We start from the raw sequence: 13,195 nt of genomic DNA, 5'->3' as shown, positions 1-13,195 counted from the left end.
GCGCGTCGGGCGACGGCGCGCTGATCCGATCGGGCGTACGCCATGGCGGCTAGCATCCCCTCATGGATCCCCTCGTCGTCGTGCTGTGGGTGGCCGGTGCCGCGACCGCGTTCTGCTGGGTCGCTTCGCTCATCACGAAAGACACGTCGTGGGTCGATCGCCTGTGGTCGATCGTGCCGGTGGTCTACGTGTGGATCTTCGCCGTCGCCGCGACGACCGACGGCCCCGGTGCCGACCCGGTGCGACTGATCGTGATGGCCGTGCTGGTCACCGCATGGGGCGCACGTCTGACCTTCAACTTCGCCCGCAAGGGCGGCTACACGGGCATGGAGGACTACCGCTGGGCGATCCTGCGCGGGCGCATGAAGCCCTGGCAGTTCCAGCTCTTCAACCTGTTCTTCATCGTGCTGTACCAGAATGCGCTTCTCGTGCTGATCACCGTGCCGGCGTACATCGCGTGGCAGAACCCGGTGCCGTTCACCGGATGGGATGCCGCGTTCGCCGTGCTCTTCGCCGGCTTCCTGATCGGAGAGTTCGTCGCCGACCAGCAGCAGTGGGCATTCCATCAGGCGAAGCGGCGCGCAGGCGGAACGCTGGCGCCGGGCTTCGCCACGACCGGGCTTTTCGCGTACAGCCGGCATCCGAACTTCTTCTTCGAGCAGGCGCAGTGGTGGGCGGTCTACGCCCTCGGCGCGACGGCTGCCGCGACCGCGGGCCTCGGGGTCTGGGGCGGGGTGTTCAACTGGACCATCGTCGGCGCCGCACTGCTCACGCTGCTGTTCCTCGGGTCGACGATCTTCACCGAATCGATCACCGCGTCGAAGTATCCGGCCTACGCCGAGTACCGCCGCACCACGTCGATGCTGATCCCGCTCCCCCGCCGACGGCACGCCGCCACCAGGATGCCCGCGTGAGCGTCAGCCCAGCCGCCCGCCCGACTCGCGCAGATAGCACTCGGCGCACATCGACTCGTACGTGACCCGCGCGGTCGACAGTTCGTCGATGGCGACCTGGTCGCCGTCGAAGACGAAGCGCCCGCCGACGAGCCGCGCGTTGAAGAGCGCCTTGCGCCCGCAGCGGCAGATGGTCTTCAGCTCCTCGAGGCTGTGCGCCAGCTCGAGCAGCCGTCGTGAGCCCGGGAACGCCTCCGTGCGGAAGTCGGTGCGGATGCCGTAGGCCAGCACCGGGATGCCGTCGAGCACCACGATGCGGAGCAGATCGTCGACCTGATCGCGGGTGAGGAACTGCGCCTCGTCGATGAGGAGGCAGGCGACGTCGGTGTGGTCGGACTCCGGCACGAGCGCCGACGACACCCGTGACCGCAGAGCGGCGCGGTGCTCGGCAAACAGCGCGCGCACGTCGTCACCCGGTGCGATCAGGAAGTCCACCGCACGCTTCACGCCGAGACGGCTGTCGATCTGCGCGGCACCCTTGGTGTCGATCTCGGGCTTCGCCAGGAGCACGTGCTGACCGCGCTCCTCGTAGTTGTACGCGGCCTGCAGCAGAGACGTCGACTTGCCGGAGTTCATCGCGCCGAAGCGGAAGTAGAGCTTTGCCACGCACCGAGCGTAGTCGCTCCCGCGCCCGCCTCGCTCGCGTCCGGCTCGCGTCGAGGATGGCGAGGACCGTCAGGGCTCAGGCGGTGAGCGCGAGGGTGTCCGCGGTCTCGACGAGCGACTCGCGCGCGACCTCAGGCCGTGGGTTGAGCGTCTCGCCGTAGCTCGGGATCAGCTCGCGCAGGCGCGGCTCCCACGCCTCGATTCGGTCGGGGAAGCAGGTCTTCAGCAGCCCGAGCATGATCGACACCGCGGTCGAGGCGCCGGGCGATGCGCCGAGCAGGCCCGCGATCGTGCCGTCGGCGCCGGTGACGACCTCCGTGCCGAACTGCAGCACGCCGCCCTTCTCGGGATCCTTCTTCATGACCTGCGCGCGCTGACCGGCCTGGATGAGCTCCCAGTCCTCGTCCTTCGCGGTGGGCATGAAGACGCGGAGGCTGTCGACCTTCTTGGCGTGGTTCTTGAGCAGCTCGCCGACGAGGTAGGTGATGAGGCTGGGGTTGTCCCACGCCACCTTGAGCATCGGACCCAGATTGCCCGGGCGCACCTGGCCGACGATGTCGAACCACGAGCCGGTCTTGAGGAACTTGGGGCTGAACGTCGCGAACGGACCGAACAGCAGCGACGCCTCGCCGTCGACGACGCGGGTGTCGAGGTGCGGAACCGACATCGGCGGCGCGCCGACCGAAGCCTGCGAGTACACCTTCGCCTTGTGCTGCGCGACGATCGCGGGGTTGCTCGTCTTGAGGAACTGCCCGCCGATCGGGAAGACACCGTAGCCCGAGATCTCGGGGATGCCCGAGCGCTGGAGCAGCTTCAGCGCCCAGCCGCCGGCTCCGACGAAGACGAACTTCGCACGGATCTCGCCCGGGGTGCGCCCGAGCGTGCGGCGGTACTTCACGCGCCACGATCCGTCGGCGAGACGCTTGAGGCGGCGCACCTCGGTGTTCGTGCGAACCTCGGCGCCGTTCGCCGCCAGGTTCTCGAACAGCTGACGGGTGAGCGCACCGAAGTCGACGTCCGTGCCTGCCGGCATCCGCGTCGCCGCGAACGGCTCGCCGGCGCGGCGCTTCTGCATGAGCAGCGGCGTCCACTTGTTGATGACGCGCGAGTCCTCGCTGTACTCGATGCCGGCGAACAGGGGCTCGTCCTTGAGCGCTTCGTAGCGCTTCTTGAGGTACGCGACATCCTTCTCGCCGCGGACGAAGGTCATGTGCGGCGTCGAGTTGATGAACGTCGAGGGGGCGTCGAGCACCCCCGCATCGACCAGCGACGACCACAGCTGACGGCTCTGCTGGAACTGCTCGTTGATCGAGATCGCCTTGGCCGGGTCGACCGAGCCGTCCGAACCTTCGGGCATGTAGTTCAGCTCGCAGAGGGCTGCGTGCCCGGTGCCGGCGTTGTTCCACGCGTTCGAGCTCTCGAGGGCCACATCGCTGAGACGCTCGAACACGGCGATCTTCAGATCGGGCTGCAGCTCCTGCAGCAGCGTTCCGAGCGTCGCGCTCATGACGCCGCCGCCGATGAGCAGCACATCGACGGAGCCGTCGGGCAGATCGCTGTCGTCAGGATGGGGCACGGAGGGCGTTTCGGTCACCAGACGATTCTAAGTCGCTCGAGCACGGGTCCCGACCGAGGCCCAGGTCGGAGGCCGAAAGTCCGGCAGTTCTTTCCGGATGCGAAAGCGAGCGGATGCCGGTGACCCGGGCATCCGCTCGCTGTGATCGCGGAGGTCGCGGTCAGACGCTGACGCCCAGGTTCGCCGCGACGACCTCGGCGATCTGCACGGCGTTGAGGGCCGCGCCCTTGCGCAGGTTGTCGTTCGAGATGAAGAGCACGAGCCCCTTGCCCTCGGGCGCGGACTGGTCGGCGCGGATGCGGCCGACGTAGCTCGGGTCGCTTCCGGCCGCCTGCAGGGGCGTCGGGACCTCCTCGAGGACGACGCCCGGCGCCGATGCGAGCACCTCGCGGGCCCGCTCGGGCGTGATGTCGCGTGCGAACTCCGCGTGGATCGACAGGGAGTGTCCGGTGAAGACGGGCACGCGCACGCAGGTGCCCGCGACGCGGAGGTCGGGCAGCTCGAGGATCTTGCGGCTCTCGTTGCGAAGCTTCTTCTCCTCGTCGGTCTCGTTGAGCCCGTCGTCGACGAGGTTTCCGGCGAGCGGGATGACGTCGAACGCGATCGGTGCGACGTACTTCTCGGGCTGCGGGAAGTCCACCGCCGAGCCGTCGTGCACGAGGTCGATGGCGTTCGGCTGGGCGACGACTGCCTCGATCTGACCGAGGAGTTCCTGCGCGCCGGCGAGCCCGGAGCCGGAGACGGCCTGGTACGTCGAGACGATCAGCCTCTCGAGGCCGGCCTCGGTGTCGAGCGGCTTGAGGATCGGCATCGCCGCCATGGTCGTGCAGTTGGGGTTCGCGATGATGCCCTTGGGCGGGTTCGCGATCGCGTGCGGGTTGACCTCACTCACCACGAGCGGAACGTCGGGGTCCATGCGCCACGCGCTGGAGTTGTCGATGACGACGGCGCCGGCCTCGGCGAAGCGGGGGGCATGCGCGCGCGAGCCTGTGGCACCGGCCGAGAACAGCGCGACGTCGATGCCGGCAGGATCGGCGGTGGCGACATCCTCGATGATCACCGTCTCGCCGGCGAACTCGACGGCGGTCCCGGCGGAGCGGGCGGTGGCGAACAGGCGCAGCTCGCGGATCGGGAAGTTCCGCTCCGCGAGAATCTCGCGCATGACCGTGCCGACCTGGCCGGTGGCGCCGACGACGGCGACGGAGAGTCCTGAATCGGAGATGCGGGTCATGACGGTGTCCTCGGTGCTGCAGGCGGGCGCGCAGACGCCATCGGTGCGCGGGGTTGCCCGATTCTACCGCCCGGGAAGGATGCTCCGCCCCGGCGTTACGCGCGGCGTCGGTGATCGGGGTGAAGGGGGCCCGGGGTCAGCGGCCGGTGCCGGCGTGCACCACGGCGTCGTCGTCGCCGTCGAGCCCGTAGGCGGTGTGCACGACCCGTGCCGCCGCGGCCAGGTCGTCGCCGCGCACGACCACGGAGATGCGGATCTCGGAGGTCGAGATCATCTCGATGTTGATGCCCGCCACCGAAAGCGCCTCGAACAGCGTCGCGGAGACGCCCGAGTGGGTGCGCATGCCGGCGCCGACGACCGAGAGCTTGCCGATCTGGTCGTCGTGCACGAGGCTCTCGAACCCGATGTCGGCCTGGTCTCCGGCGAGCGCCTTGAGCGCGGTCGCGGCATCCGTCTTCGGAAGCGTGAACGAGATGTCGGTGCGGCCCGTGGCGGCCGCCGACACGTTCTGCACGATCATGTCGACGTTCGCACCCGACTTCGCGACGACCTTGAAGATCTCGGCTGCCTTGCCGGGGACATCCGGCACGCCGATGACGGTGATCTTCGCCTGGCCGAGGTCGGTGGCCACGCCGGCGACGATGGGCTCTTCCATGTTCTCTCCCTGTTGGCCGTCGGGGACGCTCATCCCCGGGCCGAGCACGTAGGTTCCGACACCCGACGAGAACGTCGAGCGCGAGTGGATCAGCACGCCGTGGCGCCGCGCGTACTCGACCGCGCGGATGTAGAGCACCTTGGCTCCGTTGGCGGCGAGTTCGAGCATCTCCTCCGACGAGACGGTGCCGAGCTTGCGGGCCTTCGGCACGACGCGCGGGTCTGCGGTGTAGATGCCGTCGACGTCGCTGTAGATCTCGCATACGTCTGCCTCGAGCGCGGCGGCGAGCGCGACGGCGGTGGTGTCGGAGCCGCCGCGACCGAGCGTGGTGATGTCGCGCGTGTCGCGGTTGAACCCCTGGAAGCCGGCGACGATGACGATCGCGCCGTCATCGAGCGCCTCGCGCAGCCGCACCGGCGTCACGTCGACGATGCGGGCAGCGCCGTGCGTGGCATCCGTGATCATGCCCGCCTGGCTGCCGGTGAACGAGCGCGCCTCGAAGCCCATCGAGTGGATGGCCATCGCGAGCAGCGCCATCGAGATGCGCTCACCGCTCGAGAGCAGCATGTCGAGCTCGCGGGGCGCCGGGATCGGAGCGACCTGGCCGGCGAGGTCGAGCAGCTCGTCGGTCGTGTCGCCCATCGCGCTGACCGCGACCACCACGTCGTGCCCGGCACGACGGTTGGCGACGATGCGCTTGGCGACGCGCTTGATGCTCTCGGCATCGGCGACGGACGACCCGCCGTACTTCTGGACGATCAGCGCCACGTGGAACTCCCGGAGGTGCCGCCTGGGCGGCACGGATGTGGATGCGGGGCGGACGGATGCCGCGCCCGAGCACCAATCTTACGGATGCCGCGCCCTGCCGCCGGGTCATGTGACACCCCGCCGTTAGGATCGAGGCGTCGCGCGCGGCCGAGTGCGCCGACACGGGCGCGGGAAGGTGAGCCGTCGCATGGCAGCACGACGCCGGAAGCTGTTCAGCTCGTTGAGCGGCCTGGTCCACTCCGGCGACGGCGGCCTCACCGAGACCCAGGCGCTGCCGGTGATCGATGACGCCGTGGCCGTGCGCGTGCTCGAGCTCGCGGTGCGCATCGGCGAGACGATGCTCGTGACCGGCGCGGCTGCGAGCGAGGTGACGCTCACGATCGTGCGGGTGGCGGCGGTGTACGGGCTCGAGCCGGTGCAGGTCGACGTCACCTACAACTCGATCACCGCCGCGTACTACCGCAGCGGCGCGCCGAGACCCATCACCCTGCTGCGCGTCGTGAAGGGCGCCGCACCCGATCACGAGAAGCTCCAGGGTGTGCAGGCGCTCGTCGCCGCGATCACGGACGGACTCGACCTCGATGCTGCGGTCGCGCGGTATCGCGTACTGCGGCGCACACCGTTCCGCTATCGCCCGACGGTGGTCGTGCTCGCCCAGGCACTGCTCGCCGTCGGTGTCGCGGTGATGTTCGGGAGCAGCTGGCTCGTCACGGCACTGGCCTTCGTGGCGGCCGCCCTCGCCGCCCTCACGCAGCTCGGGCTCGCACGCGCCCGCGTGCCGTTCTTTTTCAGCCAGATCGCGGGCGCCTTCGTGCTGACCCTCGTCGCCGCGATGGCGCCGCTGCTCGCGTACGTCGGGATCACGGATGCCGCCACCCTGCGCCCGTCGGTGATCGTCGCCTCGGGCATCGTGCTCATGCTCGCCGGCCTCACCGTGGTCGGCGCGGCGCAGGACGCCATCGACGGCTTCGCGCTCACTGCGGGCGGACGCATCCTCGAGCTCACCACCCACACGCTCGGCGTCGTGCTCGGCATCCTCGCCGGGCTCGAGACGGCGCGCGTGATCGGCCTGCGCGTCGACGCCCCCGACGACGCTCTGCCGCTCGGCCCGGTGCCGCTGCAGCTCGTCGGCGCTGCGCTCATCGCGATCGCCGTCGCTGTCTACAACGGAGCGGGTCTGCGGATCGTGCTCGTGAGCATCCTGCTGAGCCTCGTGGCGTGGGTCGGGTATCTCGGCGCCTCCACCCTCGGCTTCGAAGCCGCTGCGGCGAGCGGTCTCGGCGCGTTCATCGGCAGCTTCGTCGGAATCGTGCTCGCCTACCGCCTGCACGTGCCGTCGATCGCGATCACGACGGCGGCGATCCTTCCCATGGTGCCGGGCGCCGCCGTCTTCCGCGGTCTCCTCACGGTGGTCGAGTCCGGTGACAGCGCGACACAGCTGCTGCTGGGGTTCGGGACCCTCGTGAGCGCCGCGATCGTCGGCGTGAGCCTCGCCGTCGGCGCGTCGCTCGGCATCTATCTCGGGCAGCCGGTGCGCGCGTCGCTGTACAGCGTGGCCCGCTCCCGCGCGCGCCAGCGAGGATGACGGCGCGCGCAGCCGCGGCGGATCAGCGCTGGGTGTCTGCCGGAAGCTCGGCGACGAGGTCGCCGCGCGGCACCCGGAACCTGCCGCCGGTGGCTGCCAGCCAGCACCCGAGGATCACGAGCGGAAATCCGATCAGCAGGCCCGTCGTGAGCGCCTCTCCCAGCACGATCGCCCCGAGCGCGATCGCGACGACCGGGTTGACGTAGGTGAACAGCGGTGCCCGGACCGGACCGACCCGGGCGATGAGGGCGAAGAAGACGATGAACGCGAGCGCGGTGCAGAGCACTGCGAGTGCGACCAACGCGACAGTGCTCGGCACGGTCGGCACCTCGTGCTGGGTGAGGAAGGCGATCGGCGTGTAGAACAGCCCGACCGCGAAGAGCGCGAGGGTGATGGTGCCGAGCGACGGCACGTCGCGGAGCTTCGTGGCGATCACGAACGGTGCGATCGAGTACAGGACGGCGACCAGGAGCACCTCGCCGACGGCGAGGAGTCCGCCCCCGCCGGGCACCGCGAGGCCCGGCCCGGCCACGATGACGAAGACGCCGGCGAAGCCGACGCACAGCCCGATGATGCGGGCGGGGCTGAGAACGCTGCGGTCGCCTCCGCCGAACGCGATGATCGCCGCGAACAGCGGCACGGTCGCGACGAGGAGTCCGGTGAGGCCCGAGGGGAGCGTCTGCTCGGCGTGGCCCAGCAGGAGGAAGGGCCCGGCCATCTCGATCGCCCCGAACAGCAGCACCCACCCGATCTTCGCGAACGCGGGGCGAAGCGCCCGCTGCCGCAGCGCGAACGGAAGGAGCAGGAGCGCGCCGAGCAGGGTGCGCCCGGCGACGACGGCTGCCGGGGAGTACGACTCGACGGCGATGCTGATGAACAGGTACGGCACGCCCCATAGGACCGCCATGATCGCGAAGAGAACCCAGGCACGGGCGTCGAAGCGCTGTGCGTCGTTCATGCGGACCCGCCCTGTTCTCGGGATGCCGGATCCCGCCGTCGTCCATGCTCGCGTGCACCGTGCGAGCCGGCGAGTGCGTACTCCGCCAATGTACGGCGGACGTCGGACATCCCCGCCGTCAGATCGAGCGGCGGCCCTCGAACGCGCGTCCGAGGGTGACCTCGTCGGCGTACTCCAGGTCGCCGCCCACGGGGAGCCCGGAGGCGAGACGCGTCACCGAGATCTCGAGCGAGTGGAGCAGCCGGCTGAGGTAGGTCGCCGTGGCCTCGCCTTCGAGGTTGGGGTTCGTGGCGAGGATGACCTCCTGCACGGTGCCGTCGGCGAGTCGCTGCATGAGTTGCGTGATGCGCAGATCGTCGGGTCCGACGCCGGCGATCGGGCTGATCGCGCCGCCGAGCACGTGGTAGAGCCCGCGGAACTCGCGCGTGCGCTCGATGGCCGCGACGTCTTTGGCGTCTTCGACCACGCAGATCAGCGAGACGTTGCGACGCGGGTCGCGGCAGATGCTGCAGCGCTCCTGCTCCGAGACGTTGCCGCACACCTCGCAGAAGCGCACCTTCTCGCGCACGACGGCGAGGAGTTCGGCGAGGTGCGAGACGTCGAAGTTCGGCGACTGCAGGATGTGGAATGTGATCCGCTGTGCGGATTTCGGGCCGATGCCGGGGAGGCGGCCGAATTCGTCGATGAGGTCTTGGACGATGCCGTCGTACATGCCAGTCGGGATTCCTAGTTGAACCGGGTGGGCTGCTGGTGGGGCTCTTCGCGAACGAAGGTGGCGCCGAGCACCTGCCGCACCACGGCTTCGCCGTAGCGCTGAACACCGTCGTTGCGGGTCGTCACCGCGGGGGCCAGGGACGGTGCGACGGTCGGCGGTGCCAGGTCGCCGGCGACCGCATCCGTGTCGGGGTACTCGTCGGCGTCATCGCCGTCGTCGTCGGGCGCGGCCGACGACGCGGTCTCGCGCGCCGGGAGCACGTCGCCCTCGCGGGGCGGGGCGACCGTGGCGACGCGGGCGTGCATCGCCTCGCGCTCGGCGTCTTCCGGCTCGTCGTCGACGGCGAACGGCTGCGGCGACGATGTCGACTCGGGCGGGCCGGGAGGCGGTGCGTCGTCGTCGGACGGGATCGCTGCGACCGCCCACTCGGTCACCGGCGCGGCAGCGGCCGGAGCCGACGCACGGGGGGCGGCGCGATCACCGGAACGAGCCGGTGCACGCTCGGCAGACGCCGGCGCCTGTGGACCCCGACCGGCCGGAGCCGGGGTCGAGGGCCGCGGCGAGGCCTGCGCAGGCGCGGAGCCGACGACAGTCGGCGGGGCGTCTGGCGATCCGGCGCGGGGTGCGCCGGAGGACGGAGCGGTGGGCGGGGCGCCCGCCGCGGCTCGTGGACCGTCGGACGCGTCGGACGACGCTGCGCGAGGCGTGCCGGAGGCCCCGGAACCACCGCCCGCATCGCCCGCGCCCGATCCTTCGCGTGCGCTGCCGCCACGCGACGGGTCGTGCCGCGCGATGTACTTGACGCGCACGCCGAGCACGCCGAGGATCGCCTGGCGCAGGTCTTCGCTCGGCCCCTTGCCCGCGGCGAGGTGCTTGAACTTCGCGACGTCGGACTGGCTGGCGAAGGTCAGCGTGAGCACGTCGTCGGCGAACGCGGCTGCCGTCGCCCCCGATGCCAGCATCCACGACGAGCGGCTGATGGTCTCGAGGCTCGCCAGAACTGCAGGCCATGCCGCCCGCAGCGTCTCGAATGTGACGGGTCCGGCCGGAACGGCGACGGGCGCAGCCGCCGAGGTTTCGGCAGCCGGCGGCGCCGCCGGCGCAGCGGGCGGCTGCGCAGCAGACTCCGCGCGCGCGGGAGCGACCTCGGGAGCGGAGGCGGGCGGCGCCGTGACGGGCGCTGCGCCGACGACCGGAGTCGCAGCGGGAGCGGCTGCCGGCGCGGCGGGAGCGGGAGCCGCGGCCGGTGCCGGTACGGCCGCGGCAGCCGTGACCGGAGCCTGCACGGCAGCCGCGCCGCCCGCGCCGCGCGCGAGCACACGGGCGACCATGAGCTCGAGCTGCAGCCGCGGCGAGGTGGCGCCGGTCATGTCGTCGAGCGTGGCGATCACGATGTCGGCGATGCGCGAGAGCCGGGCGGCGCCGATGGCGGAGGCCTGGGCCTGCATGCGGGCGAGGTCATCGCTCGAGACCCCGCGCAGCACCGCCGAAGCCTGCGCCCCGGTCGCCGCGACGACGATGAGGTCGCGCAGTCGCTCGAGCAGATCGTCGACGAAGCGGCGCGGATCCTGCCCCGTCTGCACCACGCGGTCGATCGCGGCGAACGCCGCCGCCGCGTCATCGCCGGCGAACGCGCCGACGACCTCGTCGAGCAGCTCGGCGTGCGTGTAGCCGAGAAGGGCCACGGCGCGCTCGTAGCGCACGGCACCCTCTTCGGAGCCCGCGATGAGCTGGTCGAGCAGCGACAGCGTGTCGCGCGGCGAACCGCCACCCGCCCGCACGACGAGCGGGAGCACGCCCTGCTCGACCTCGACGCCCTCCTGCCCGCACAGCTGTTCGACGTACTCGAGCATCGCGCCCGGCGGGACGAGCCGGAACGGGTAGTGGTGGGTGCGCGAACGGATCGTGCCGATGACCTTCTCGGGCTCGGTCGTCGCGAAGATGAACTTGACGTGCTCGGGCGGCTCTTCGACGAGCTTGAGGAGCGCGTTGAACCCCTGCGGCGTCACCATGTGCGCCTCGTCGAGGATGAAGATCTTGAAGCGGTCGCGCGCCGGGGCGAACACCGCGCGCTCGCGCAGGTCGCGCGCATCGTCGACGCCGTTGTGGCTGGCTGCGTCGATCTCGACGACGTCGAGCGAGCCGCCGCCGCCGCGACCGAGCTCGACGCAGCTGTCGCAGGTGCCGCACGGAGTGTCGGTCGGCCCCTGTGCGCAGTTGAGGCAGCGGGCGAGGATGCGCGCCGATGTGGTCTTGCCGCAGCCGCGCGGACCCGAGAAGAGGTAGGCGTGGCCGACGCGGTCGCCGCGCAGCGCCGTCATCAGGGGCTCGGTGACCTGGGACTGCCCGATCATCTCCGCGAAGGACTCGGGCCGGTAGCGGCGGTACAGAGCGGTGGTCACCCGTCCACCCTACGGCGTGCGTGCGACATCGAGGCAGGCGCGATTCGCCCGGCCCACCCGGCCGCTGCTAGCGTCATGCCCGAGTGACACGGGGTGCCCGCCGCGCGGGCTGAGATCACACCCGTCGAACCTGATCTAGTTCGTACTGGCGAAGGGATGTCGCAATGAGCATCGGCACGTCTGAAAACCCCCTGTCCACCTCCGGTTCCGCGCGGGCAGCCGGCCCGGCGACGCCCGGCGAGGCCCTCGACGCGCTGCGCGCCGCGAACCCCCTGGTGCAGTGCATCACGAACGCGGTGGTGACGAACTTCACCGCCAACGTGCTCCTCGCACTCGGCGCTTCGCCGGCGATGTGCGACATCCCAGGCGAGGCCGGCATGTTCGCCGGTGTCGCCGGGGGCGTGCTCGTGAACCTCGGCACACCCCGTTCCGAGCAGCGCGACGCCGCCCGCGAAGCGGTGCGGGCGGGCACGCCCTGGGTGCTCGACCCGGTCGCCGTCGGTGCTCTGCCGGTGCGCACGGCTCTCGCCGAGGAGCTCCTCCACCATCGCCCAGCGATCGTGCGCGGCAACGCCTCCGAGATCCTCGCCGTCGCCGGGCTCTCGCGCGGCGGGCGCGGCGTCGATGCGACCGACTCCCCCGACGACGCGATCGACGCGGCGCGCGCCCTCGCCCTGCGCACCGGCGGCGTCGTGGTCGTGACCGGGGAGGTCGACCTCGTCACCGACGGCGCGCTGGTCGCCCGCGTGCACGGCGGCGACGTCCTCCTGACGCGCGTCACCGGCGGCGGATGCTCGCTGGGAGCGACGATCGCGGCCTTCCTCGCCGTGACCGATCCGTTCACCGCGGCGGTCACCGGATGCGCCGTGCATTCGGCGGCCGCCGAACGTGCGGCATCCGTCTCGCGCTCCCCCGGTTCGTTCGCGGTCGCGTTCATCGACGCGCTCGATGCGGTCGAGCCGGCGGATCTCGAGGGGCGGGTCGTCGAATACCCGGTGGATCGCGGGACCGACGAGGCCGGCGAGAGCGCCGATGACCACGCGGACCTCGAGGCCGCGATCCGATGACGGTTCACGATCTGTCGCTGCACCTCGTCACCGACGAGCGGCTGCCGTTCGAGCGACTCGTCGGGGTGGTCGACGCCGCCGCAGCCGGAGGCGTGGGAGTCGTGCAGCTCCGCGCGAAGCACGTCTCGGCACGCGAGCTGATCGCGCAGGCGGTCGCCCTGTCGGCCGTCGTCGGCGGTCGGGCGGCGCTCATCGTCGACGACCGGCTCGACGTGGTTCTGGCCGCGCGCGACGCCGGCGCGTGTGTCGACGGCGTGCACCTCGGGCAGAGCGACGTGCCACCGGAGACGGCGCGCCGTCTGCTCGGCGCCCAGGCCCTGATCGGGTGGACGGCGAACACCCCCGCCCACCTGGCTTCCGCGGCGGCGATGCCGATGCGCACGCTCGACTATATCGGTGTCGGGGTCATCCGGCCGACCGCGACGAAGGCCGACCACCCCGAGCCGCTCGGCTACGACGGCTTCGCCGCGCTCGCCTCCGCCACCCCGCTGCCGTGCGTCGCGATCGGCGGAGTCGGGGTCGCCGATGCCGCACCGCTCCGCTCCGCGGGGGCGGCCGGGCTGGCCGTGGTGTCGGCGGTGTGCGGAGCGGCCGACCCCGAAGCCGCCGCCCGCGCGTTCCGTTCGGCATGGACGGATGCCGGGCACAGCGCAGTGTCTCCCGTCAGCGTCTGAGCCAG

General features: G+C 71.2%; 11 protein-coding genes and 1 riboswitch. Of the genes, 4 read left to right on the top strand and 7 right to left on the bottom strand.

The genetic code is table 11. The annotated features are described in order from the left end of the window. Positions 1-62: 62 nt before the first annotated feature. A complete protein-coding gene (locus JOD63_RS02895; protein ID WP_045277372.1) occupies positions 63-914 on the top strand; it encodes a DUF1295 domain-containing protein in 852 nt (283 codons plus the stop codon). Between the two features lie 3 nt (positions 915-917). On the opposite strand, the gene JOD63_RS02890 is transcribed toward JOD63_RS02895, so the two are convergent. From JOD63_RS02890 to JOD63_RS02875, 4 genes are all read right to left on the bottom strand, one after another. Next, positions 918-1,559 (bottom strand): thymidine kinase, encoded by a 642-nt coding sequence (locus JOD63_RS02890; protein ID WP_211088032.1) that lies wholly within the window; start codon positions 1,557-1,559, stop codon positions 918-920. A 76-nt stretch (positions 1,560-1,635) separates the two neighbouring features. Then, on the bottom strand, positions 1,636-3,153 hold the full coding sequence (locus JOD63_RS02885) for a malate:quinone oxidoreductase (protein ID WP_084613803.1): 1,518 nt from the start codon (positions 3,151-3,153) through the stop codon (positions 1,636-1,638). Between the two features lie 142 nt (positions 3,154-3,295). Continuing rightward, positions 3,296-4,366: an aspartate-semialdehyde dehydrogenase gene (locus JOD63_RS02880; protein WP_045277370.1), complete on the bottom strand. Its 1,071-nt coding sequence runs from the start codon at positions 4,364-4,366 to the stop codon at positions 3,296-3,298. A gap of 136 nt (positions 4,367-4,502) precedes the next feature. Further along, positions 4,503-5,789, bottom strand: coding sequence for an aspartate kinase (locus tag JOD63_RS02875; RefSeq protein WP_045277369.1), 1,287 nt, complete (start codon positions 5,787-5,789; stop codon positions 4,503-4,505). A gap of 187 nt (positions 5,790-5,976) precedes the next feature. On the opposite strand from JOD63_RS02875, the gene JOD63_RS02870 reads away from it, so the two are divergent. Beyond that, positions 5,977-7,374, top strand: a complete 1,398-nt coding sequence (locus tag JOD63_RS02870) for a threonine/serine exporter family protein (protein ID WP_045277368.1) — start codon at positions 5,977-5,979, stop codon at positions 7,372-7,374. Between the two features lie 22 nt (positions 7,375-7,396). Here the strand turns inward: JOD63_RS02870 and JOD63_RS02865 are convergent, their stop codons facing one another. The 3 genes from JOD63_RS02865 to JOD63_RS02855 all read right to left on the bottom strand — a co-directional run bounded on the left by JOD63_RS02865 (position 7,397) and on the right by JOD63_RS02855 (position 11,449). Beyond that, positions 7,397-8,332 (bottom strand): DMT family transporter, encoded by a 936-nt coding sequence (locus tag JOD63_RS02865; protein WP_045277367.1) that lies wholly within the window; start codon positions 8,330-8,332, stop codon positions 7,397-7,399. A gap of 118 nt (positions 8,333-8,450) precedes the next feature. Beyond that, the gene (gene recR / locus JOD63_RS02860) at positions 8,451-9,044 is read right to left on the bottom strand and encodes a recombination mediator RecR (protein ID WP_045277366.1); all 594 of its coding nucleotides are present in this window, start codon (positions 9,042-9,044) and stop codon (positions 8,451-8,453) included. A gap of 14 nt (positions 9,045-9,058) precedes the next feature. Continuing rightward, the gene (locus tag JOD63_RS02855) at positions 9,059-11,449 is read right to left on the bottom strand and encodes a DNA polymerase III subunit gamma and tau (protein ID WP_045277365.1); all 2,391 of its coding nucleotides are present in this window, start codon (positions 11,447-11,449) and stop codon (positions 9,059-9,061) included. Positions 11,450-11,528: 79 nt separating this feature from the next. Continuing rightward, positions 11,529-11,623, top strand: a riboswitch (TPP riboswitch). Between JOD63_RS02855 and thiM the strand changes: the two genes are divergently transcribed. Together thiM and thiE are read left to right on the top strand one after the other, a co-directional pair. Then, on the top strand, positions 11,614-12,516 hold the full coding sequence (gene thiM / locus JOD63_RS02850) for a hydroxyethylthiazole kinase (protein ID WP_084613801.1): 903 nt from the start codon (positions 11,614-11,616) through the stop codon (positions 12,514-12,516). (Overlaps the previous riboswitch by 10 nt.) Continuing rightward, the gene (thiE, locus tag JOD63_RS02845) at positions 12,513-13,190 is read left to right on the top strand and encodes a thiamine phosphate synthase (RefSeq protein WP_045277364.1); all 678 of its coding nucleotides are present in this window, start codon (positions 12,513-12,515) and stop codon (positions 13,188-13,190) included. The genes thiM and thiE overlap by 4 nt, the downstream gene beginning before the upstream one ends. Positions 13,191-13,195 lie beyond the last annotated feature (5 nt).

It is taken from the genome of Microbacterium terrae (assembly GCF_017831975.1).
Classification (GTDB): domain Bacteria; phylum Actinomycetota; class Actinomycetes; order Actinomycetales; family Microbacteriaceae; genus Microbacterium; species Microbacterium terrae.
The sequence above is the reverse complement of the archived record's forward strand: the minus strand, read 5'-3'. Positions and strand labels throughout refer to the sequence as shown.

What these genes read in the sequence shown, in the direction of transcription:
- JOD63_RS02895 (WP_045277372.1), top strand. Translation starts at nt 63, where the DNA reads ATGGATCCCCTCGTCGTCGTGCTGTGGGTGGCCGGTGCCGCGACCGCG.
- JOD63_RS02880 (WP_045277370.1), bottom strand. Translation starts at nt 4,366, where the DNA reads ATGACCCGCATCTCCGATTCAGGACTCTCCGTCGCCGTCGTCGGCGCC.
- JOD63_RS02870 (WP_045277368.1), top strand. Translation starts at nt 5,977, where the DNA reads ATGGCAGCACGACGCCGGAAGCTGTTCAGCTCGTTGAGCGGCCTGGTC.
- JOD63_RS02865 (WP_045277367.1), bottom strand. Translation starts at nt 8,332, where the DNA reads ATGAACGACGCACAGCGCTTCGACGCCCGTGCCTGGGTTCTCTTCGCG.
- recR (WP_045277366.1), bottom strand. Translation starts at nt 9,044, where the DNA reads ATGTACGACGGCATCGTCCAAGACCTCATCGACGAATTCGGCCGCCTC.
- thiM (WP_084613801.1), top strand. Translation starts at nt 11,614, where the DNA reads ATGAGCATCGGCACGTCTGAAAACCCCCTGTCCACCTCCGGTTCCGCG.
- thiE (WP_045277364.1), top strand. Translation starts at nt 12,513, where the DNA reads ATGACGGTTCACGATCTGTCGCTGCACCTCGTCACCGACGAGCGGCTG.